This is a genomic window from Streptomyces sp. NPDC002671 (assembly GCF_053592475.1).
The window spans coordinates 1-22,028 of record NZ_JBSFVU010000063.1 but is presented as its reverse complement, the minus strand read 5'-3'; the positions used below and the strand labels follow the sequence as shown (position 1 = coordinate 22,028).

General features: G+C 69.1%; 15 protein-coding genes and 2 pseudogenes. 5 read left to right on the top strand and 12 right to left on the bottom strand.

The window, feature by feature from the left end; genetic code table 11:
- Nucleotides 1-321: 321 nt before the first annotated feature.
- Nucleotides 322-1,518, top strand: coding sequence for an IS110 family transposase (locus ACWD35_RS41520; RefSeq protein ID WP_451356538.1), 1,197 nt, complete (start codon nt 322-324; stop codon nt 1,516-1,518).
- 16 nt (nt 1,519-1,534) lie between these two features.
- Here the strand turns inward: ACWD35_RS41520 and ACWD35_RS41515 are convergent.
- Nucleotides 1,535-1,930 (bottom strand): annotated as a pseudogene (locus ACWD35_RS41515) (IS3 family transposase); the annotation flags it as partial.
- Nucleotides 1,931-2,234: 304 nt separating this feature from the next.
- Nucleotides 2,235-3,062, bottom strand: coding sequence for a helix-turn-helix domain-containing protein (locus tag ACWD35_RS41510; RefSeq protein WP_451356537.1), 828 nt, complete (start codon nt 3,060-3,062; stop codon nt 2,235-2,237).
- 167 nt (nt 3,063-3,229) lie between these two features.
- Here ACWD35_RS41510 and ACWD35_RS41505 point away from each other — a divergent pair, with 167 nt between their 5' ends.
- The 3 genes and pseudogenes from ACWD35_RS41505 to ACWD35_RS41495 all read left to right on the top strand — a co-directional run.
- Nucleotides 3,230-4,003, top strand: a complete 774-nt coding sequence (locus tag ACWD35_RS41505; RefSeq protein WP_451356539.1) for an NADPH-dependent F420 reductase — start codon at nt 3,230-3,232, stop codon at nt 4,001-4,003.
- Nucleotides 4,004-4,571: 568 nt separating this feature from the next.
- Nucleotides 4,572-4,703: a hypothetical protein gene (locus ACWD35_RS41500; RefSeq protein WP_451356540.1), complete on the top strand. Its 132-nt coding sequence runs from the start codon at nt 4,572-4,574 to the stop codon at nt 4,701-4,703.
- Nucleotides 4,685-5,011: pseudogene (locus ACWD35_RS41495) on the top strand (DDE-type integrase/transposase/recombinase); the annotation flags it as partial. The gene ACWD35_RS41500 and the pseudogene ACWD35_RS41495, both read left to right, overlap by 19 nt.
- 78 nt (nt 5,012-5,089) lie before the next feature.
- On the opposite strand, the gene ACWD35_RS41490 reads toward ACWD35_RS41495, so the two are convergent.
- From ACWD35_RS41490 to ACWD35_RS41445, 10 genes are all read right to left on the bottom strand, one after another.
- Nucleotides 5,090-5,692 (bottom strand): sarcosine oxidase subunit gamma, encoded by a 603-nt coding sequence (locus ACWD35_RS41490; protein WP_451356536.1) that lies wholly within the window; start codon nt 5,690-5,692, stop codon nt 5,090-5,092.
- A complete protein-coding gene (locus ACWD35_RS41485; RefSeq protein WP_451356535.1) occupies nt 5,685-8,933 on the bottom strand; it encodes a sarcosine oxidase subunit delta family protein in 3,249 nt (1,082 codons plus the stop codon). The genes ACWD35_RS41490 and ACWD35_RS41485 overlap by 8 nt, the downstream gene beginning before the upstream one ends.
- Nucleotides 8,934-8,945: 12 nt before the next feature.
- Entirely contained in the window at nt 8,946-10,178 is a 1,233-nt protein-coding gene (locus tag ACWD35_RS41480) for a sarcosine oxidase subunit beta family protein (protein WP_451356534.1), read from the bottom strand.
- The gene (glyA, locus tag ACWD35_RS41475) at nt 10,175-11,485 is read right to left on the bottom strand and encodes a serine hydroxymethyltransferase (protein ID WP_451356533.1); all 1,311 of its coding nucleotides are present in this window, start codon (nt 11,483-11,485) and stop codon (nt 10,175-10,177) included. Before glyA ends, ACWD35_RS41480 begins: the two co-directional genes overlap by 4 nt.
- Entirely contained in the window at nt 11,482-12,342 is an 861-nt protein-coding gene (locus ACWD35_RS41470; protein ID WP_451356532.1) for a bifunctional methylenetetrahydrofolate dehydrogenase/methenyltetrahydrofolate cyclohydrolase, read from the bottom strand. Before ACWD35_RS41470 ends, glyA begins: the two co-directional genes overlap by 4 nt.
- A gap of 37 nt (nt 12,343-12,379) precedes the next feature.
- Nucleotides 12,380-14,818: a GcvT family protein gene (locus tag ACWD35_RS41465; RefSeq protein ID WP_451356531.1), complete on the bottom strand. Its 2,439-nt coding sequence runs from the start codon at nt 14,816-14,818 to the stop codon at nt 12,380-12,382.
- Nucleotides 14,819-15,067: 249 nt separating this feature from the next.
- Nucleotides 15,068-16,030 carry an ABC transporter substrate-binding protein gene (locus ACWD35_RS41460; RefSeq protein ID WP_451356530.1) on the bottom strand — a complete coding sequence of 321 codons (963 nt, stop codon included), beginning with the start codon at nt 16,028-16,030 and terminating at the stop codon, nt 15,068-15,070.
- Between the two features lie 13 nt (nt 16,031-16,043).
- Entirely contained in the window at nt 16,044-18,047 is a 2,004-nt protein-coding gene (locus tag ACWD35_RS41455; protein WP_451356529.1) for an ABC transporter permease, read from the bottom strand.
- Entirely contained in the window at nt 18,047-19,135 is a 1,089-nt protein-coding gene (locus ACWD35_RS41450) for a quaternary amine ABC transporter ATP-binding protein (RefSeq protein WP_451356528.1), read from the bottom strand. Before ACWD35_RS41450 ends, ACWD35_RS41455 begins: the two co-directional genes overlap by 1 nt.
- A 20-nt stretch (nt 19,136-19,155) precedes the next feature.
- Entirely contained in the window at nt 19,156-20,625 is a 1,470-nt protein-coding gene (locus ACWD35_RS41445) for an aldehyde dehydrogenase family protein (RefSeq protein WP_451356527.1), read from the bottom strand.
- Between the two features lie 219 nt (nt 20,626-20,844).
- Here ACWD35_RS41445 and purU point away from each other — a divergent pair, with 219 nt between their 5' ends.
- Complete coding sequence (gene purU / locus ACWD35_RS41440; protein WP_101407795.1) at nt 20,845-21,717, top strand: formyltetrahydrofolate deformylase; 873 nt, start codon at nt 20,845-20,847, stop codon at nt 21,715-21,717.
- Nucleotides 21,718-22,028 lie beyond the last annotated feature (311 nt).

Below are 22,028 nucleotides of genomic sequence, written 5' to 3'. Positions count from 1 at the left end.
ACCCGTTGTCGCTGTGGAATATCGCCCCGCGCAGGCCGCCGGGACCCCGGGCCGCGGCCGCGGCCCTGAGCGCGTCGGTGACGAGCTCGGTCCGCTCTACCTTTCTTCCCGGGATGCCTTAGCCATTCGTAGGGTTGCGGCACCCAGGGGAGCCGGGTGTGGCTCTCGGTGCGCTGCCGACTTGTGGCTCCACATGCTTGGCCGCCCGGCTCCCCACGACGACTCGGCCGCCGATTGGGAAGTGCGAGAAGGTCGCTGTGTAGAGCAATGCCGGCGAGGTCGTCCGTGGTACGCACTGCAAGCACGATCTGATGGAGCACGATGAGCCGGATATGGGCGGGGACCGACTGCGGCAAAACCCACCACCACTGCCTGGTCCTAGATACCAAGGGCGACACACTACTGTCGCGACGGGTCACCAACGACGAGCCCGAGCTGTTGAAGCTGATCGCCGATGTGCTGGAGATCGCCGACGGTGACAAGGCCACCTGGGCGTTGGACATGACCGGTGGTGAGCCCGGTCTCCTGATCGCGCTGCTGGTCAACCACGGCCAGGAACTCGTCTACATCCCCGGTATCGCCGTCAACCGGGCCACCGACAGCTACCGCGGCCAAGGCAAGACGGACGCTCGGGACGCGAAGGTGATCGCCGACCAAGCCCGGATGCGCCGCGACCTCCAGCACATCCGGCCCGATGACGAGGCGACCATCGAGCTGCGGCTGCTGACGGACCACCGCGTTGATCTCGTCGCCGACCGCACCCGGGTCACCAACCGGCTCCGGTCACTGCTGACCAGCATGTTCCCCGCCCTGGACCGGGCCCTGGGCCTCGACAACGTCGGACCGTTGGTGCTGCTGAGCGGCTACCAGACTCCGGCTGCCATCCGCCGAGCCGGTGTCACGCGTCTGACCAACTGGCTGCGCCACCGCAAGGTCTACAACCCCAAGACACTCGCCGCCAAAGTGGTCGAGGCCGCCGAGCGTCAACACACCGCGGTCACCGGTGAGAAGGCCATCGCGAAGATGGTCCACACGCTGGCGGAGGAGGTGATGGCCCTCAACCGGAAGATCGCCCAGACGGACAAGCTCATCGAGGGCCGGTTTCGCGAACATGAACTCGCCCAAGTGATCGAGAGCATCCCGGGCATCGGCCCCTTTCTGGGAGCGGAGTTCCTCGTCGCTATCGGCGGCAGCCTGGATGCCTTCCCGACGCCCGACCGCCTCGCGGCCTTCGCCGGTGTCGCTCCCGCGCCCAGAGACTCGGGAAAGATCAGCGGTAATCAGCACCGTCCACGCGCCTACCATCGAAGACTCCAACGCGTCTTCTACACTTCCGCGCTTATCAGCATCCAGTTCGACCCCAACTCCCGGACGTTCTACGACCGGAAACGCGCCGAGGGGAAGCGGCACATCCAAGCCGTCCTCGCCCTGGCCCGTCGACGCGTCAACGTGATCTGGGCCCTCATTCGTGACCGACGGTGCTACGAAGTCACACCACCCGTCACTGACACGGCTTGACAACAGCATTGGGAAGCATGTGGTCGGCGATCGCCCAGCCTGCCAGGCGTCGCGAGGCGAGATCGATGACGGTGGCCAGATAGAGGAACTTCCCGCCGTCGACGGGGAGATATGTGATGTCGCCGACGTATTTCATGTTCGGCTCGGTGGCGGTGAAGTCGCGGCCGATCAGGTCCGAGGCTTTCCCCGCGGCCGGGTCCGGGGTTGTGGTGCGGTGTCTGCGACGCAACGGCACACCTGCCAGGCTGATGCTCTGCATCACGCGTGCGACCCGCTTGTGGTTGACGCGCTCGCCTGCCTGGCGGAGCTCGGCGGTGATCCTCGGGACGCCGTAGGTGCCGTCCGATTCACAGTGCACGGCCCGTATCCGGGCGGCAAGCTGGGCGTCGGCCGCCTGCTGGGCAGCCCGGTCTGCGGCCGTCCGGCGCCAATAGTGACGTCACCCTCGTCACCACCTATCGACAACTCGCCCGCTGGACCGAAAGACGACTGATCAGGAGAATCCGCACTGGCCGCTACGCGGCAGCCCCCCATGAGGACCGCCGCCTTGCGTGACCTGCGGAAACGCTAACTACCCGGCCTTGAGGAAACTTCAGGGGCGCCGACCTCGGCGTGCAGGACCGCCGTCGCCTCGCACAGGTCGACCAGGTCGTCCGGGAGTGCCGGGTGGGTCAGGGGATAGCCCCTTTTCGTCCCCTGACCTTGGGGTGTCTGGCTTACGGGCTCGCAAGTTTCCGCAGCGCCTGCTCGGATGCCGAGCCCGGCTCGGCGGCGAACAGGTCCAGCCCCCAGCACGACGGCTCGTCGGGCAGTGCGATGAGCTCGCCGTGCAGGGTCAGTTCGCCCACGACCGGATGGTGCAGCACATACGCCCGGTCCCGGACCTGCGCGACCGGGTGCTCCGCCCACATCCGCTCGAAGTCCGCACTCAGATCCCGCATGTGGTCGATGTGCGCCGCGAGCCCGGCGTCCCCGCGATACCGCCCGAGCAGAACGCGCAGATGCGCCACGTGCTCGCGTGCCGCCCGCTCCCAACCGGTACGGTGCAGCTGCAGGTACGGCTCGGTGAACCACAGGTGCGAGATCGTGCGGCGGCCCTGCGGCAGTGCGGGAAAGTCGCCGAACACCGCCACCGCGAGCCGGTTCCAGCCGACGATCTGGGTGTGCCGCCCGACCAGCAGTGCCGGCGTCATCACGAACGACTCCAGCAGGTAGCGCAGGCCCGGACGCACATCCGACGAGGCCGCGGCCCCTGCACACGGGCGGGGGCGCCGTGCGATCCGGTGCAGGTACGCCGATTCGTCCGTGTCCAGGCGCAGCGCCGCGCCGATGGCGTCCAGGACCTCGTCCGAGACGCTGTCGCCCTTGCCCTGTTCCAGACGCGTGTAGTGGGCGATGCTCACGCCCGCCAGCCGAGCCAACTCCTCACGCCGCAGGCCCGCGACCCGGCGCACTCCGCCGTAGTTGCGCAACCCGACGTCCTCCGGGCGCAGGCGGGCACGGCGTGACTTGAGGAAGTCGCTCAGCTCGGTCCGGTCGTCCACGCGACGAGCCTACGCCTGGGCGTGCGGCGGGTGATCACGCGGTGAGTACGCAGAACACGGGTCTGGGTGGGCGGTCGCGGCAGTTACATGCTGTCAGGCGGGCCACCCACGCGCGACCGGCGCGGCCCTGCCGCGCTCGCTCGCCGCCCGCGGGCTCTTGTCGTGGCATCCACAGGAACGAACGGAGAGAAGCCATGCCCCAAACGCTCGGACTCATCGGCAGCGGAATGATCGGTTCTTCCGTTGCCCGCCTGGCTGTCGCGGCAGGCCTCGAGGTTGTCCTCAGTAATTCGCGAGGCCCCGAGACACTCGCTGACCTCGTCGCCGACCTGGGCGGGCGCGCCCGAGCGGCCACACCGGCCGACGCAGCACGCGCCGCAGACCTGGTGGTGGCGGCCATCCCGCTGAAGGCCTACGAACAGCTCCCCGCCGACGCCCTGGCCGGCAAGACGGTGCTGGACACGGCGAACTACTACCCCCAGCGGGACGGCCACCTGGCCGAACTGGACGCGGGCGAACTGACCTCCAGCGCTGTGATGCAGCGCCACCTCGCGGGCTCCCATGTCGTCAAGGCATTCAACAACATCACCCCGCATCAGCTGTTCTCCCTCGCCCGGCCCGCGGGCGCGCCGGACCGCAGCGCCCTGCCCATCGCCGGAGACGACGCGGAGGCCAAGACAGAGGCCACCCGGCTGTTGGACGTCCTCGGTTACGACGCTGTGGACATCGGCACGCTCGACGCCAGTTGGCGCAGTGAACCGAACACACCGGTATACGTTCGGCCCTATCTCGGCGAAACGCCCCCCATGAGCGTTGAGGCCTTCTTCCGCTGGACCCTTCGGACACCCGGCATCGTCGTTCCCGCAGCGCAGGTCGGCAAGCTCGTCAAGACTGCGGTTCGCCGGCCGGCAGGCGAGGCCATGCTCCCGAGCGACGACTGACTCTGGAACCCGGCCGGGTCACCAACGACATGCCTCATGCGACGGTCCGTCCTTCGCTGCGGCCCTCACGCGTCTGCGGCGCGCGAGGAACTGTGTCCGCTCGGCGTGCAGCGGCGGGGCGCGTCACGGGTGGGATCGACGATCATGGTTGATGGTTGTACGTACAACTCGACGTCGAAGACTTCAACTTCGTCACCGTGCACGCCCGCGGCCGATCCACCTCACCCATACCCGCTAGCACACCGCCAGCCAGACCCGGCCGTACACATGAATGGGTAAAGCCATCCACCACCCTGCAGCCATCTGGTCACCTGACGACAGCCATGATCAGAACCGGTGACCATCACGAACAGCCCAGAACCCACCCACCCGGCCGTGAGGTACGCGGCCTTCTCGAATGATCTGGCAGATCACCCTATCGGCTGATTCGGACCACCTGACCGGCCCTCCTGTGCCGTCCCGCGCTGCCGACTTCGACCGGGGCGGGGGAGTCGCTGTTAGAGGTTTGTTGAGCAGGAGGTCATGATTGCGGCCGGTGGGGCAGGGTGTCGGGCCGGGGAAGGAAAACATGAGCATCTCGAAGCGGATTGCCGCGCTGGTGGCGACGGCTGTGGCCGCGCTCGGCCTGACCGTCGGCGCTGTCGTCCTCCAGGGCGGCGACACCTCCGCCCAGGCGGGCGTGATCGTCTCCCGTCCGTAGCGGGCGCTGCGCGCAGCGCGGTCCTGGCCCTCATCGGCCACGACCGCGCCGAGCACCGGCAGTCGAAGTACCTCAACAACCGGGCCGAGAACAGCCACCAACCCACCAGGCAACGTGAACGCGCGATGAAAGGCTTCCGGAGCATGGGCGGGGCCCAAAGGTTCCTGGCCGCGTTCAGCGGCATCTCACCGCACTTCCGGCCCCGCCGCCACCTGATGACCGCCACTCAGCACCGCGCCGCAATGACCGTCCGCTTCACCATCTGGGAGCAGATCACCGGCGATACCGGCCGACCTGCCGCGGCCTGAGCCCAGGCCGGCACCCGGCCCCCGCCACGCCTCGACACACCGTCAGACACGCACACACCCAACAACGTGACAACGCCTTCAGACGTATTCCGCCGCCGCGTCCAGCAGCCAGTCCGTCAGGTAGCTGGCAAAGGACGAACGGACCAGTACCCAGAATCCGGCCTTGGGTTCGTCCCTGGCGACCAGCACGATCTGTGTGCGGGCCAGGGTGGTCTGGGCGCAGCACCCGGCTCCGAAGATACGCGGGTTCAGATCCAGGGGGCAGCCATGTGCCAACAGGTCACGGGCGCGTGGACCCGTGACGAGGAGGGTGGTGCGCTGGGCGGAGACGTCGGTGACAGCCACGGGCTCGTCGCCGCTCGCCGCCCTGATCCGGCTCTCCAAGTCCCGCTGACCGCCGGTCGGGCCCACCACCAGCCATTCGTCGGGGCCTAGCCACACAGCGGTCAGCTCGCCGGCGCGTACGACGGTGTTGGGTTCGAGGGGCAGCTGGAGGCCCAGCGCGAGCCCGACGGCGTCCGCTGCCGCTCCCTTGGCGTCGAGCCGGACGTTGACCTGGGCCAGGAAGGGGAGTTCGGCCAGCCGGACCGCGCCCCCGGAGGTGCGCGTCGCGGCGGCCAGGCGGTCGGCGGCATGCGACAGGGGACTGCGGCGCGGGATGGTAAGGGCGGTGTCAGCCATCGCGGCGGGCTCCCTCGGGGTCGTAGAGGACGGGGCTTGCGACGGTCACCGGTACCAGCCGGTCGCCCACGGGGGCGTAGAGCCGCTCGCCGATGCGGTCCCGGCCGCCCTTGACCAGGGCGAGGGCGAAGGTCCGGCCGAGCGCCGCGCTGCGGTAACTGGAGGTGACGTGGCCGAGCATCGGGACGGGCGGGGCGGGCAGCACGCTGTCAGCAACCAGCTGCGTGCCTTCGGGGAGGAAGGCGCCCGGATCCTCCGGGAGCAGGCCGACCAGCTGCTTGCGGTCAGGGCGGACGGCGTCGGCGCGGGCGTAGGAGCGCTTGCCGATGAAGTCGGGCTTCTTCTTCGACACCGCCCAGCTCATGCCGAGGTCGTGCGGAGTGACGGTGCCGTCGGTGTCCTGGCCGATGATCGGGTAGCCCTTCTCCGCGCGCAGGACGTGCATGGTCTCGGTGCCGTACGGGGTGATGCCGAACGGGGCACCGGCCTCGTACAGCGCCTCCCACAGGGCGAGCGCCTCCCACGGTGACACATTGATCTCATAGGCCAGTTCGCCGGAGAAGCTGATCCGGCACACCCGGGCCTCGACACCCGCGACGGTCGTGTCCCGCCACGCCATGAACGGGAAGCTGTCGTTGTCCACCGCCAGCGCCGGCGCGAGCGTCCCCAGCACCTCGCGGGAACGGGGGCCGACCAGGGCGACGGTGGCCCACTGTTCCGTGACGGAGGTGCAGCGGACGCGCAGCCCGGGCCATTCGGTCTGCAGCCATTCCTCCATCCAGTCCAGTACGGCGGCCGCGTTGCCCGTGGTCGTGGTGACCAGGAAGCGGTCCTGGGCGAGGCGGATGACGGTGCCGTCGTCGAAGATCATGCCGTCCAGGTGGCACATGACGCCGTAGCGGATCATGCCGACCTTCAGGGTGCTCATCATGTTGGTGTAGAGCCGGTCCACGAAGACGGCGGCGTCCGGACCCTGTACGTCGATCTTGCCGAGGGTGGAGGCGTCCATGAAGGCGACGCCGTCGCGGGCGGCGGCGCACTCGCGCAGCACGGCGATCTTCATGTCCTCGCCATCCTGCGGGTAGTACCAGGGCCGCTTCCACTGGCCGACGTTCTCGAACAGGGCGCCGTGCATGACATGCCAGTCGTGCAGGGCGGTCACGCGCACCGGGTCGTGGAGCGCGCCGCGGTCGCGGCCCGCGAGGGTGGCGAAGGAGACGGGAGTGTAGGGCGGCCGGAACGTCGTCGTGCCGAGGGCCGAGACGTCCACCCCGAGAAGTTCGGCGACGATGCCGCTGGCCAGAACTCCGGAGGTCTTGCCCTGGTCGTTGGCGGTGCCGGCCGTGGTGTAACGCTTGGTGTGCTCGACCGAGCGCAGACCTGCGCCGGTGGCGCGGGTCAGGTCGTCGATGGTGACATCGCGCTGGAGGTCGACGAAGCGGGGTGCGCCGGCGGCGCCGGGGACGAGGAAGACCTGCATGGCCGGAGAGTGCGGCTCGGCAGCCACGTCGGGAAGGCGGGGCGCCTCGGAGGCGTAGCCCTCGGCCTCGATCGCGCGGGCACCGGCGGCCGCGCCCTGCGCGAGGGCCCGGGCCAGGTCGAGGACGCCGTTCGCGCTGCCCGCGACCTCGACGGCCTGGCGGCAGGTGCCGGGGACGAAGGAGCCGAGTGTGTCGTCGTAGCGCAGCTTTCCGCCCGCCTGGCTGAACAGGTGCGCTACGGGGTTCCAGCCGCCGGAGACCAGCAGCAGGTCGGCGGCGAACTCCCGGGTCCCTGCCGACTCCCCGTACGGAGCGGCCGTCACGGCGGTGAGCCGCGGGTCGCCTTCGGTGCCGACCACGGCGTGTCCGGTCAGCACCTCGATCCCGGTCTCCCGGGCACGGCGCGCCCACTCCCCCGGCTCGGGCCGGGTGTCGACGATCGCCGCGACTTCCACGCCCGCCGCCGCGAGATCCAGCGCGGCGGCGTAGGCGCTGTCATTGGTGGTGAAGACGACGGCGTGGCGGCCGGGAAGGACGCCGTGGCGGTTGACGTAGGCACGGGCCGAGGCGGCCAGCATCACACCGGGGCGGTCGTTGTCCGCGAAGGCTAGCGAACGCTCGTGGGCGCCGGTGGCGAGCACGACGCGACGGGCGCGGATGCGCCAGACACGCTCGCGGGAGACATGCTCCGGGGCCTCGGCGCCGAGGTGATTGGTGCGGCGCTCGACGGCGAGGAGGTGGTTGTCGTCGTAGTGGCCGAAGACCGTGGTGCGACGCAGCACGCGCACCTCGGGCGCGGCTTCGAGGAGCGCGCCGATCTCTTCCGCCCAGTCGAGGAGTTCGCCCGACCCCAGCAGACTGCCGCCCAGCTCCGGCCGGTCGTCAGCGAGGATGACGCGCGCTCCGCTGCGGGCGGCGGCTGCCGCGGCGGCGAGTCCGGCCGGTCCGGCGCCGACCACGAGCAGGTCGCAGTGCGCGTGGACGGCGTCGTAGCGGGCGGGGTCCGGTTCGGTGGCGAGGCGTCCCTGACCGGGCAGGCTGCTCGCCACCAGACCGTCGTACAGTTCGACGGTCGTCGCGGGCAGCATCGGCTCGGGGAAGGGTGCCTCGATCTGGATGACGGCGTTGGGCTCCTCGACACCGGCCGAGAAGATGCCGCGCGGGCGGCCGAGCTTGATGCTCGTGCCGGCCTCGATGACGCCGTTGGCGAGGAGGGCGGAGGCGAGGGTGTCGCCGCGGAAGCCCTCGTACTCCGTACCGTCGAAGGTGAAGCGGAGGCGCTCACCGCGGTGGACTCGGCCGCCGGTGGGCAGCCGGAACGGTTGGGTGGCGACGGGAGTGGTTTCTTCCCCAAGCCCGCCCCTTCCCGAAACTGGGGCTGCCGCCCCAGACCCCGCGGGGTCCGTCGACGACTGCGGGTCCGTGGGTGGGTTGTGCCCACCTGATCCGCCCTGCAGAACGCCTGCCCACAACCCAGGCCGGGTGGAATTGTCCGGCCTCGGCTCGCCCGAGCGGTACACGGAGAGAATCTCGTTCGTCGCCGTGTCGCGCACCGCGTTGAACCAGCGGCGGCATCCGGCCGCGTGGCTCCAGCGTTCGGCGAACGGGCCCTTGGGGTTGTCGCGGAAGAAGAGGTAGCACGCCCACTCCTCGTCGGTCAGGGCGGCTGAGTCCTCGGGATAGGGCACGTGTGCCTGGCCGCCGTAGTGGAACTCGGCCTCGTCACGGGGCCCGCACCAGGGGCATGGGATGAGCAGCATGGGTTCGGCTCCCTAGTGGGCCACCGCGGCCGCGCCGTGCTCGTCGACGAGCGCGCCGGTGGTGAAACGGTCGAGCGAGAAGGGGGCGTTGAGGTGGTGAGGGGTGTCGTGGGCGATGGTGTGGGCGTAGACCCAGCCGACGCCCGGGGTGGCCTTGAATCCGCCGGTGCCCCAGCCGCAGTTCAAGTAGAGGTTGTCGACCGGGGTGAGTCCGACGATGGGTGAGGCGTCGGGGCTGACGTCGACGATGCCGCCCCAGGTGCGCAGCACATGGGCGCGGGCGAAGACCGGGAAGAGTTCCAGAGCGGCGGACATCTGCTCTTCGATGATGTGGAAGGCGCCGCGCTGGGTGTAGGAGTTGTACGAGTCGATGCCCGCGCCCATCACCAACTCGCCCTTGTGGGCCTGGCTGACGTACACATGGACCGCGTTGGACATGACGACCGTCGGGTGCACCGGTTCGAGGAGCTCGGAGACGAGCGCCTGCAACGGGTGGCTCTGCAGCGGCAGTTCGATGCCGCCCAAGGCGGCGAGCACCGAGGTGTGGCCGGCCGAGCAGAGCGCCACCTTCCCCGCCGCGATCGGGCCGAGCGTCGTCTGCACTCCTACGACCCGGCCGCCGACGATGTCGAGGCCCGTGACCTCGCAGTTCTGGATGATGTCGATGCCGGCCGCATCGGCGGAGCGGCCCAGGCCCCAGGCGACGTGGTCGTGTTTGGCGATGCCGGCGCGCGGCTGGTAGGTGCCGCCCATGACTGGATAGCGCACGTCGGGCGAGATGTTGACGATCGGGCAGACGTCCTTGACCTGCCGCTCGTCGAGCCATTCGGCATCCACGCCGTTGAGCCGGTTCGCCTCGACGCGGCGCACGCTGTCGCGGACGTCCTGGAGGCTGTGGGCGAGGTTGAGCACACCGCGCTGGGAGAAGAGGATCGGGTAGTCGAGCTCCTCCTCCAGTCCCTCCCACAGCTTGAGCGCATGCTCGTAGATCCCGGCGCTCTCGTCCCACAGGTAGTTGGAACGGATGATCGTGGTGTTGCGGGCCATGTTGCCGCCCGCCAGCCAGCCCTTCTCCAGCACGGCGACGTTGGTGATGCCGTGGTTCTTCGCCAGATAGTGGGCGGTGGCGAGGCCGTGGCCGCCGCCGCCGACGATCACCACGTCGTACGACCGCTTGGGCTCCGGCGTGCGCCACAGCCAGTCGGGGTGCTCGGGGAGTTCGGCGCCGGGGGTGCGGGGGCTCATCGGACTTCTCCGGCTTCTTGTGCTTCTGCTTCTGCTTCTGCTTCTGAAAGGTGCGGGTAGAGCGGGTGCTTGGCGGCCAGCGCCTCGCTGCGGGCGCGCAGGGCGGCGATGTCAGGCTCGGGCTGGAGGGCCAGGGCGATCACATCGGAGACCTCTTCGAAGTCGTCATCCGTGAAGCCTCGGGTGGCCAGCGCCGGGGTGCCGATACGCAGTCCCGAGGTGACCATGGGCGGGCGCGGGTCGAAGGGCACGGCGTTGCGGTTGACGGTGATGCCGATCTCGTGGAGCAGGTCTTCGGCCTGCCTGCCGTCGAGCTGGGAGTCCCGCAGGTCGACCAGGACGAGGTGGACGTCCGTGCCGCCGGTGAGGACCTTCACCCCGGCGGCCGCCGCGTCGGCCCGGGTGAGGCGTTCGGCGAGGATGCGGGAGCCGGCGAGCGTACGGGCCTGGCGCTCGGCGAACTCGGGTGACGCGGCGACCTTGAACGACACCGCCTTCGCGGCGATGACGTGCTCCAGAGGGCCGCCCTGCATACCGGGGAACACCGCCGAGTTGATCTTCTTCGCGAGGTCCGCCTCATTGGTGAGGATGACGCCGCCGCGGGGACCGCCGAGCGTCTTGTGCGTCGTCGTGGTGGTGACGTGGGCGTGCGGTACGGGGTTGGGGTGCAGCCCGGCGGCGACGAGACCGGCGAAGTGCGCCATGTCGACCATGAGGAGGGCGCCCACCTCGTCGGCGATCCGCCGGAAGGCCGCGAAGTCCAGCTGCCGCGGGTACGCCGACCAGCCCGCGATGATCATCTTGGGGCGGTGTTCCTTGGCGAGGCGTTCCACCTCGTTCATGTCGACGAGGTTGTCCGCCTCGGCAACGTGGTACGGCACGACGTTGAGCATCTTGCCGCTGTAGTTGATGCGCATGCCGTGCGTGAGGTGCCCGCCGTGCGCGAGATCGAGGCCGAGGATGGTGTCGCCGGGCTGCAGCAGGGCGAAGAAGACGGCGATGTTCGCCTGGGCGCCCGAGTGCGGCTGGACGTTGGCGAACCTGGCACCGAAGAGAGACTTGATCCGCTCGATGGCGAGGCACTCGGTGACGTCGACGTGTTCGCAGCCGCCGTAGTAGCGGCGGCCAGGATAGCCCTCGGCATACTTGTTGGTGAGGACCGAGCCCTGGGCCTCCAGCACGGCGGAGGGCGCGAAGTTCTCGGAGGCGATCATTTCGAGGGTCGACTGCTGGCGGTGCAGCTCGGCGCGGAGTGCGGCGTGGACCTCGGGGTCCAGTTCCGCCAGGGGGGTGTTCAGCGCGTTCATACGGCGTTCGCGTTCCTCTCGGCGGCCTCGACGACATTGGCGAGCAGCATCGCCCGCGTCATGGGTCCTACGCCCCCGGGCATCGGCGCGAGCCATCCGGCGACCTGGGCGGCGTCCGGGTGCACATCGCCGACCAGCCCGTGGTCGGTGCGGGTGATGCCGACGTCCAGGACCGCCGCGCCGGTGCGCAGCATGTCCTTGGTGATGAGCCCGGGCGAGCCGGCGGCCGCGATGACGATGTCCGCCTCGCGTACGTGCCAGGCCAGGCCCTTGGTGCCGGTGTGGCACAGGGTCACGGTGGCGTTCTCGGACTTGCGGGTGAGCAGCAGCCCGATGGGCCGTCCGACCGTGATGCCCCGTCCGATCACGCACACCCGCGCTCCGGCGAGCGGCACGTCGTGACGGCGGAGCAGTTCGACGATGCCGCGCGGGGTGCACGGCATCGGGGCCTCGACGCCGAGGGCGAGCCGGCCGAGGCTGACAGGGTGCAGGCCATCGGCGTCCTTGGCCGGGTCCATGCGTTCCAGGACGGCGTTCGCGTCTAGGTGGCGCGGGAGCGGGAGCTGGACGATGTAGCCGGTGCAGGCCGGATCGGCGTTGAGCTCGTCGATCACGTCCTCGACCTGCCCCTGCGTGGCATCGGCGGGCAGTTCGCGGCGGATGGAGGCGACACCGATCTGCGCGCAGTCACGGTGCTTGCCGCCGACGTAGGCATGGCTGCCGGGGTCGTCGCCGACCAGGACCGTGCCGAGCCCGGGCGGGCGACCGTCGGTGGCCGTCAACTTGGCTACGCGTTCGGCGAGTTCGCGGCGGATCGCGGCGGCGGTCGCCTTGCCGTCGAGCAGCTGTGCGGTCACTGGCGGTACTCCTTCCCTCGAAGCCGACGATGTCGTGCTAGCCACGGAGGCGGGACATGGTCGGGTCGAACAGGGGCTCCTCGGCGACGACCGCCTCGACGCGCTGGTCGAAGTAGCCGATGTGCACGGTGGTGCCGGGGGTGGCGAGTTCCGCCGGGAGCCACGCGTAGGCGATGCCCTTGCCGATCGTGTAGCCGTAGGCGGCGCTGGTGACATAGCCGACGGGGCGGTCGCCGTCGTACACCGGCTCCTTGCCCAGGACGACGGCCCCCGGCTCGTCGATGGTGAGGCAGGTGAGCTTGCGCCGCACGTCGGCCTTGCGCCGCTCCAGCGCGGCCTTGCCGATGAAGTCGTCCTTGTCGAGCTTGACGGCGAAGCCGACCCCGGCCTCGTAGGGGTCGTGTTCGTAGGTCATGTCGGTGCCGAAGGAGCGGTAGCCCTTCTCCAGGCGCAGGCTGTTGAAGGCGCCGCGGCCGGCGATGACGCCGCCGAGCGGCTCGGCCGCCTGCCATAGGGTGTCCCAAAGTTTCTGGCCCTGGTCGGCGGTGGTGTAGAGCTCCCAGCCGAGCTCACCGACGTACGACAACCGCATGGCGGTGACGGGCACCGAGCCGATGTAGGCGCGCTTGGCGCGGAAGTACTTCAGGCCGTCGTTCGAGAAGTCCGCGTCGGTGAGGGGCCCCAGAACCCTGCGGGCGAGCGGTCCCCACAGGCCGATGCAGCAGGTGCCCGGGGTGATGTCACGGACCTGGACCGTGCCGTCGGCGGGGAGGTGGCGGGTGAACCAGTCGAGGTCCAGGTTGCCGTTGGCGCCGACCTGGAAGAGGTCGCGGGCCAGGCGGGCGACGGTGATGTCGCTGCGGATGCCGCCGTCGTGGTCGAGGAGCAGGGTGTACGTCACCGAGCCGACCGACTTGGCGACCTTGCCGGTGCACAGGCGCTCCAGGAAGTCGGCGGCACCGGGGCCGCTGACCTCCAGGCGCTTGAGGGCCGTCATGTCGTACATCGCGACGGTCTCACGGGTGGCCTGTGCCTCGGCGCCGACGATGGGCGACCAGTAGCGCGCGGCCCAGTCGTTGGGCGTGGGGATGGAACGGCCCTCGACCAGGCCCGCGTTGGCCTCGTACCACTGGGGGCGCTCCCAGCCGTTCGCCTCCAGGAAGAAGGCGCCCAGTTCCTGCTGGCGGGCGTAGAAGGGGCTCGTGCGGATCGGGCGCGGATCCCCCGACGGCTGGAGGGGGTGCAGGATGTCGTAGACCTCGACGAAGTTCTGGCAGTCGCGGGCCAGGACGTACTCCGGGGCGAGCTGGTGCGGCTCGAAGCGGTTGACGTCGCACTCGTGCAGGTCGAAGGACGAGCAGTAGCCGTCGACCAGCCATTCGGCCATGGCCCGGCCGACGCCGGCGGAGTGGGTTACCCAGACGGCCTCGGCGACCCAGAAGCCCTTGACGTCTGGGGATTCACCGAGGAGCGGCTGGCCGTCGGTGGTGAAGGAGAACAGGCCGTTGATGCCCTCCTCGACCTTGGCCTCCCGCGTCGCGGGGAGCAGGGACTGGGTCTCGGTCCAGGCGTCCTCGAAGTCGTCCTCGGTGAACTTCAGGACCGACGGCATCTCGTCGGCCTCGTCCACGGACAGGATGTCGTCGACGGAGACCGGCATCGGACGGTGGCCGTAGTAGCCGATGCCCAGGGTGTCGAAGCGGTCGCGGTAGTAGAGATCGGCGTCCTGGTGGCGCAGGATCGGGCGCACCGCCTCCTCGGTCTGGCCCGCCAGCGCCGGTACCGGCCCGGTCCAGGCCAGTTGGTGGCCGAGGGGGGTGAGCGGGAGGTTCATGCCGACCATGCGGGCGATCTTCGGGCCCCAGATGCCGGCGCAGCACACGACGATGTCGGCGGGGATCTCGCCCTGGTCGGTGAGGACGCCGATGACGCGGCCCTCGCTCTGCCGCACGTCGAGGACTTCGTGGCGGGCGAGGAAGCGCACACCGCGCTCGGTGGCCCGACGGATCTGCGCCTCGACGGCGAGGACGGCCTTCGCGAGGCCGTCGGTCGGTACCAGGAGGCCGCCGAGGACCTTGTCCGGGTTCACGAGCGGGTGCTGCTCGACGCACTCTTCGGGGCTCAGCAGGCGGGCCTCGATGCCCCAGGCGGTGATCCAGCCGTGGCGGCGGTGCAGCTCCGCGACGCGCTCGGGGGTGGTCGCCACTTCGAGGCCGCCGACCTGCAGGAAGCAGGGCCGGCCGTCGACGTCGAGGGAACAGAACTTCTCGACCGTGTAGCGGGCCAACTCGGTCATGGTCTTGGAGGAGTTCGTCTGGAAGACCAGGCCCGGGGCGTGCGACGACGATCCCCCGGTGGCAGGGAGCGGGCCCTGGTCGACCACGGTCACTTCGGTCCAGCCTCGCGCGGAAATCTCGTCAGCGAGCGCCGCTCCCACGACGCCCGCTCCGATGATGACCACTCGGGGTCCCGCCATCGCCGCACCTCCGACTTGAAAGCAATCAAGTTGCTGTCTGCGCAACATGCTTCAGGTTGCGCAACTCAATGTGCCTGTCACGAGGAGTGGGTGTCAAGGGGTCCGTGACGTCGGAAAACAGCCCGAAACGCGACGAGGCCCGGCAGGCTGCCAGCGCAGCCTGCCGGGCCCGTCCGGCGGGTTTCCGGGTCGCTCGTGCGTCAACGGTCCAGCTCCGGAGGGGGGCCGGAGACGGAGCCGCGTCGCGCCCTACTTGATCCAGGCGTCAACCTTGTCGCGGTTGGCGTCGACCCACTTCTTCGCCGCGGCGTCGTCGGACATCTTGTCCTGGGCTATGTACTTGGCCACGGTGTTCTGGTCGTCGTTCGTCCAGTTGAAGTTCTTCACCAGGTTGTAGGCGGGGCTGCCCGACGTGGAGAACTTGGCGCTGACGATCTTGTCCAGGTCGTACACGGGATAGTCACAGGCGACCTTGGCCGCGACGGCGTCGCAGCCCGACGTGTACTTCGGCAGGTTCACCTTGACCAGCGGCACCTCGGACAGGAACCACTGCGGCTCGTAGAAGTAGCCGATCACCCACTGCTTGTTCTTCTCGGCGGTCCGGAAGGCCTGGATGAGCGCGGTCTCGCTGCCCGCGTACACCACCTTGTAGTCCAGCTTCAGGTTCGTCACCAGCGCCGCGTCGTTGGTGACGTACGACGGGTCGCCGTCCAGGAGCTGGCCCTTGCCGCCCGACTCCGATGTCTTGAAGTTGGACGCGTACTTGTTGAGGTTCTTCCAGTTGGTGATGTCCGGGTGCGCCTTGGCCAGCCACGGCGGCACGTACCAGCCGATGATGCCCTTGTTGCCGGTCTGCCCCGCCTCGACGGCGGTCTTCTGCCCGGATATGTACTTCTTCTTCAGGTCGTCGTGGCCCCAGTTCTCCAGGACCGCGTCGACCTCGCCCGTGCCGAAGCCCTGCCAGGCGATCTGCTCCTTCAGGTCCTTCTTGTTGACCGTACAGCCGAGGTCGTGCTGCGCGACGTACGCGACGACCGCCGCGTCCGCCTCGTAGCCCACCCACGGGTTGACCGCGAGGTTGAAGGTGCCGCACTTGCCCGAGCTCTTGGAGCCGGAGGAGGCGGTGTCGCCGACCTTCGCTCCGCCGCATGCGGTGAGAGTGAGACCGAGGACGGCCAGGCCGGCCGCGCCGGTTCGCCAGTGTCTTGCCATGGTGTCGTGCTCCTTAAGCGCTGGTACGGCGCGCCGCTGCCTGAGTGATCCGGTCGAACATGACTCCGAGCAGTACGATGGCGAGCCCCGCCGCCAGCCCCTTGCCGTACAGCTCTCCCTGCGAGAATCCGGCCACGACGTCGTAGCCGAGGGCGCCGGCTCCCACCAGGCCGCCCACAACAACCATCGACAGCACATAGATCAGGCCCTGGTTGGTCGCGAGAGTCAGGGCGCTGCGTGCCATCGGCAGTTGAACTTTGGTGATGATCTGCCAGGTGTTGCACCCGGCAGCGGTGGCCGCCTCGACGGTGGTCTCGGGCACGGCCCGCACTCCGTCGGCGGTGATCTTGATGGCGACCGGCGCGGCGTAGACGACGGCGGCGACGATCGCGGTGAAGCGCGTCGCGCCGAACAGCGCGAGGAACGGCACCAGATAGACGAACGGCGGCATGACCTGCGCCGCGTCCAGGGTGGGCCGCAGCAGCCGGTCCACCAGCATGCTGCGCCCCATCCACACTCCGAAGGCGATGCCGAACACCATCACCAGCACGGTCGCCACGAGCGTCGACGCCAGCGTCGTCATGCTGTCCGACCACACGCCCGTGCCGACAAGGAGGCCCACGCACACAGCGGTCGTGACCCCGGCCCGCCAGCCGCCGAGCACCACGCCGATCCCGATCAGCGCCGCGCCCACGAGCCACCACGGGGAGTCGGTGAGCAGCGACTGGAAGGGGTTCAGCAGTCCGTTGGTGATGGCGTCGCGGAATCCGTTCGTGATGCCCGACAGGTTGTCCTGCGCCCACGTCGTCACGCTGTCCGCCGCGCTCGCGATATGGCTGCCGGCGCTGCCCTGGCCGGGGAACTGCGCCGCCCACAGGTACGTGTGCGACAGGTACACCAGTACCAGCACGACCACCCCGCCCGCCGCAAGCAGCGGCCGGCGCCACTTGAGGAAGCGGCCACCCGAGTTCCGGGCCTGCTCCGCACGTGTACTCGACGCGGTCGTGACCCGGTCGAGGACGATGGCCATGATCACGATGGCCAGGCCCGCGTTGAAGGCCGTACCGACGTCGAGCGACTGCAGGGCCTGGACGACGGTCTTGCCGAGGCCGGGTGCGTCGATCAGGGCCGCGATGGTCACCATGGCCAGGGCGGCCATGATGGTCTGGTTCACGCCCATCACCACGGTCCGCTTGGACATCGGCAGCAGCACCTTCAGCAGCGACTGCCACCGGGTCGAGCCCAGCGAGTCGGCCGCCTCGACGGTGGTCTCCGGTACGGAACGGATTCCGTGCGCGGTGATACGGATCGCCGGCGGGGCCGCGTAGATCACCGTGGCGATCACGGCGGAGGCCGGGCCGATGAGGAAGATCAGGGTCAGCGGGGCCAGGTAGACGAAGGTCGGCATCGTCTGCATGAAGTCCAGGAAGGGCGTGATGATCCGGTTGAACCGGTCGGACAGCCCCGCCCACACACCCAGCGGAATCGCGAACACCAGCGCCACCAGAACCGCGGAGAGGGTGAGCGCCAGGGTGTCCATGCTCTGCTGCCACAGGCCCTGCAGCCCGAAGAAGGTGAAGCCGGCCATGGCCACGAGCGCGACCCGCCAGTTGCCCACGGCCCAGGAGACGAAGCCCGTGATGCCGACGACACCGAGCCAGCCGATCTGTGGCACCGGGCGGTCGCCGCTCGACTGCGAGATCAGGTCCTGGACGAAGGTCACCAGGTTGTCGATGACCAGGCGGATCTCGTTGAAGAAGTAGAGGAAGAGCGGGTTGGAGTTGCGGTTGGCGCCGACCGAGTCGCTGAGGTCGTTGAACCAGCGGTGCAGACCGGTGAGGTCTGCCGCCGCCAGCGTCAGGGTCTGCTTTCCGCGCAGCACCGCGAAGAGCACCAGCCAGACGACCAGGATCGCGGCCACCATCATCGAGCGGCTGACCTTGCGCACGCCCGCGACCGCCGGCGCGGCCCCCGCCACCTGCTCGGTTTTCTCCGGTTTCTCTATGGCGACGGTCATCACATGTCGCCTTCCTGCCCGGCGACCACCGCGAGGATCTCCTCGTCACCGACGATGCCGAGCAGCTTGCCGTTCTCGACGACCTTGACCGGCTCGTCCGCCGCCAGTACGGCCCGGGTGGCTTCCCGCACCACGACGTCCGGGCCCAGCTCGGGACCGTCCAGGGCGTCGCCGTCCACCGCCGGACGCATAATCCACCGCAGAGTCAGTACGTCGCCGCGCGGCACGTCCTTGACGAACTCGCGTACGTAGTCGTCGGCCGGGGCGCCTACCAACTCGTCGCCGGTACCGCACTGGACCATCTTGCCGTCACGCATGATGAGGATGCGGTCGCCCAGCTTGAGCGCCTCGGAGAGGTCGTGGGTGATGAACACCATCGTCTTGCCGACCTCGTGGTGCAGACGGATGACCTCGTTCTGCATGTCACGGCGGATCAGCGGGTCGAGCGCCGAGAACGGTTCGTCGAAGAGCAGCACGTCCGGATCACCGGCCAGCGCCCGGGCGAGACCGACGCGCTGCTGCATACCGCCGGAGAGCTGGTCGGGGTAGGAGTTCTCATAGCCGGAGAGGCCGACCAGTTCGACGACCTCCAGCGCCCGCTTGGTGCGCTCGGCCTTGCTCATGCCGCGGATCTCCAGACCGAAGGACACGTTGTCGACGACCCGGCGGTGGGGCAGCAGCCCGAAGTGCTGGAAGACCATGGAGAACTTGCGGCGCCGCAGTTCACGCAGACGCTTGTCGTCCGCGTCGCGGATGTCCTCGCCCTCGAAGACGATCTCCCCGGCGGTGGGTTCGATCAGCCGGGTCAGACATCGCACCAGGGTGGACTTGCCGGAGCCGGACAGACCCATGACGACGAAGACCTCGCCGGGCGAGACCTCGAAGTTCACGTCGCGCACGGCGGCGGTGCATCCGGTGCGGTCCATCAGCTCGCGGCGGGTGAGCCCGCACAGCTCCTCGGAGTCCGGTACCTGGTCTGCCTTCGGCCCGAACACCTTCCACAGCTTGCGCACGGATATGACCGGGGTGGGGGCCGAGTCCTGTGGCGTGCCGCGCCGCTGCGGCACCTCGGTCTGTGCTGGGGTCACGATCGACCTCTTTTCGGCGTTCAGCCGCGGAACCAGTGCTGCGGCCGGGGTTGGATGTTCTGCCAGATGTGCTTGGGCTCTCGGTACTCGTCCAGGCCGGTCGGTCCCAGCTCCCGGCCCACGCCCGAGTGCCCGAAGCCACCCCATTCCGCTTGCGGCACGTAGGGGTGGTAGTCGTTGATCCACACCGTGCCGTGGCGCAGCCGCCGGGCGACCCGCTGGGCCTTTCCGGCGTCCTGCGTCCAGACGGCGCCGGCGAGTCCGTACTCGGTGTCGTTGGCGATGCGTACGGCGTCGTCCTCGCCGTGGAAGCGCTCCACGGTGAGCACGGGGCCGAAGGACTCCTCGTGCACGACACGCATGTCCTGCCGGCACTCGTCGAGCACGGTGGGCGGATAGTAGTGGCCGTTCGCCAGTGCGGGGTCGCCGGGGCGTTCGCCGCCGCAGCGCAGTACGGCGCCTTCGGCGAGGCCCGCCTCGACATACGCCTCGACCTTCTCCCGGTGATGCGCGGAGATCAGGGCCCCGGTCTCGGCCTCGGGGTCGAAGGGTCCGCCGAGGCGGATCTGCCGGGCGCGGCGGACGACCTCGTCGACGAAGGCGTCGTGGAGGGAGTCCTCGACGATCAGACGGGCGCCTGCCGAGCAGACCTGGCCCGAGTGCAGAAAGACGGCCGTGAGGGCGAAGTCCACGGCCGTCTCGAAATCGGCGTCGGCAAAGATGACGTTGGGGTTCTTGCCGCCGAGCTCCAGCGCCACCTTTTTCACGGTCGAGGCGGCGGTGGCCATGATGCGCTTGCCGGTTTCCAGGCCTCCCGTGAAGGAGACCATGTCGACGGCCGGTTCCTCGGAGAGCGGTGCGCCCGCCTCGGGGCCCGTGCCCAGGACGAGATTGGCGGCGCCGGCCGGGAGCCCGGCCTCCTCAAGGGCCCGCATCAGCAGGATCGAGGTGGAGGGGGTGAGCTCGCTGGGCTTGAGGACGATCGTGTTGCCCGCGAGCAGGGCGGGCGCGACCTTCCACGACGCCTGGAGCAGCGGGTAGTTCCAGGGGGTGATGAGCCCGCACACGCCGACCGGTTCGTAGACGACGCGGCTGACGGCGTCGTCGCGGCCGGTGTCGATCACCCGGCCGGCATCGGTGCCCCCGATCCCGCCGTAGTAGCGGAAGCAGGAGACAACGTCGGCGATGTCGTACTCGCTCTCCACCAGCCGCTTGCCGGTGTCCAGCGATTCGGCGCGGGCGAATTCCTTGGCGTCGCGCTCGATGAGGTCGGCGGTGCGCAGCAGCAGCGCACCGCGCTCCCGCTCGGGGGTGTGCGGCCAGGGTCCTTCGTCGAAGGCCCGGCGGGCCGCGGCGATCGCGGCCTCGGTGTCGGGACGCGTCCCCTCGGACACGGTCGCCGCGAGCGTGCCGTCAGCGGGACAGCGGATTTCCCGGTGACCTCCGGCCACCGCATCGCGCCATTCTCCGTCCACATACAGGTCTGCCACGTGTGGAGCCCTTCGAGCGAATTCCGTTGCGCATCGTGCACCGTATTGCTTGTGGTGGAACACCTTGGCGAATGTGCGGACATACGTCAAGGGGTTGGCAGATGACGATTTCGCCATGCGGGCAGTTGCGGGGCCGCTCTTGACCACAAGCCGCGCCAAGCCCAACCATGTTGCGTATCGCTCACCATGTTGTGCAATACGCACCGACGGAGGCTGCACATGTCCCCTCGACCGCATCCTGGCCGTGAGTACGTCCTCACTCTCTCGTGTCCGGACAGCGCCGGGCTGGTCCACGCCGTGAGCGGCTTTCTCGTCAGGAACTCCGGCAACATCCTGGAGAGCCAGCAGTTCGATGATCGACTCCAGGGCCGTTTCTTCATGAGGGTCCACTTCGACGTTTCCGATCCAAACGCCGATTTGAAAAATCTGCGTTACCGATTCGGTCCGGTCGCCGAGGCCTACCGGATTTCCTGGACCCTCTGGGACGCCTCGACACCGACCCGGACGCTCATCATGGTGTCCAAGTTCGGACACTGCCTCAACGATCTGCTCTTCCGGCAGCGCACCGGCGCTCTCAACATCGAGATCCCCGCGATCGTCTCCAATCACCGGGACTTCGAGGGACTGGCGGAGACCTACGGCGTCCCCTTCCACCACATCCCGGTGACCAAGGACACCAAGGCCGACGCCGAGGCGCGCCTGCTGGAGCTCGTGCGCGAGCTTGACATCGACCTGGTGGTGCTGGCCCGCTACATGCAGGTCCTCTCCGACGACCTGTGCAAACAGCTGGAGGGCCGCGCCATCAACATCCACCACTCCTTCCTCCCCAGCTTCAAGGGCGCGCGCCCCTACCAGCAGGCGTACGCGCGCGGGGTGAAGCTTGTCGGCGCGACGGCGCACTATGTGACACCGGACCTTGACGAGGGACAGATCATCGATCAGGACGTGGTCCGGGTGGACCACTCCCTCGATCCGGACGAGCTGGTCACGGTCGGGCGGGATGTGGAGGCGCAGGTGCTCGCACACGCGGTGAAGTGGCACAGCGAAAGCCGCGTCATGGTAGACGGCAACCGCACGGTTGTCTTCCGCTGAGCCGAGCACGAGCGATGGGCGGGCCGGGATCCGGCCCGCCCTTCGCCGTATACGGCCTGTGACGCCGGCTCTTGGGGCGCAGGCCGACACATACAGCCCGTCCGGCGCTTGAGGATGAGGCGTTGAGGCGACAGGGAGGTCTGGGGGCGCAGCCCCCAGCGAGACCCGCTGCACCCCGGGCACCAGTGAGGCTACCCTAGGGCCTGTGTGATGTCCTGATCAATCTTGCCGATCCGGGTCCGTCGGGAAGGCGGATCCGGTAGGAAGGCAATCGTGACGCGCAGGCAACTCACCGACGAGCAGTGGCAGTT

What these genes read in the sequence shown, in the direction of transcription:
- ACWD35_RS41485 (WP_451356535.1), bottom strand. Translation starts at nt 8,933, where the DNA reads ATGCTGCTCATCCCATGCCCCTGGTGCGGGCCCCGTGACGAGGCCGAG.
- ACWD35_RS41455 (WP_451356529.1), bottom strand. Translation starts at nt 18,047, where the DNA reads ATGACCGTCGCCATAGAGAAACCGGAGAAAACCGAGCAGGTGGCGGGG.
- ACWD35_RS41480 (WP_451356534.1), bottom strand. Translation starts at nt 10,178, where the DNA reads ATGAGCCCCCGCACCCCCGGCGCCGAACTCCCCGAGCACCCCGACTGG.
- purU (WP_101407795.1), top strand. Translation starts at nt 20,845, where the DNA reads ATGTCCCCTCGACCGCATCCTGGCCGTGAGTACGTCCTCACTCTCTCG.
- ACWD35_RS41500 (WP_451356540.1), top strand. Translation starts at nt 4,572, where the DNA reads ATGAGCATCTCGAAGCGGATTGCCGCGCTGGTGGCGACGGCTGTGGCC.
- ACWD35_RS41490 (WP_451356536.1), bottom strand. Translation starts at nt 5,692, where the DNA reads ATGGCTGACACCGCCCTTACCATCCCGCGCCGCAGTCCCCTGTCGCAT.
- ACWD35_RS41520 (WP_451356538.1), top strand. Translation starts at nt 322, where the DNA reads ATGAGCCGGATATGGGCGGGGACCGACTGCGGCAAAACCCACCACCAC.
- ACWD35_RS41460 (WP_451356530.1), bottom strand. Translation starts at nt 16,030, where the DNA reads ATGGCAAGACACTGGCGAACCGGCGCGGCCGGCCTGGCCGTCCTCGGT.
- ACWD35_RS41465 (WP_451356531.1), bottom strand. Translation starts at nt 14,818, where the DNA reads ATGGCGGGACCCCGAGTGGTCATCATCGGAGCGGGCGTCGTGGGAGCG.
- glyA (WP_451356533.1), bottom strand. Translation starts at nt 11,485, where the DNA reads ATGAACGCGCTGAACACCCCCCTGGCGGAACTGGACCCCGAGGTCCAC.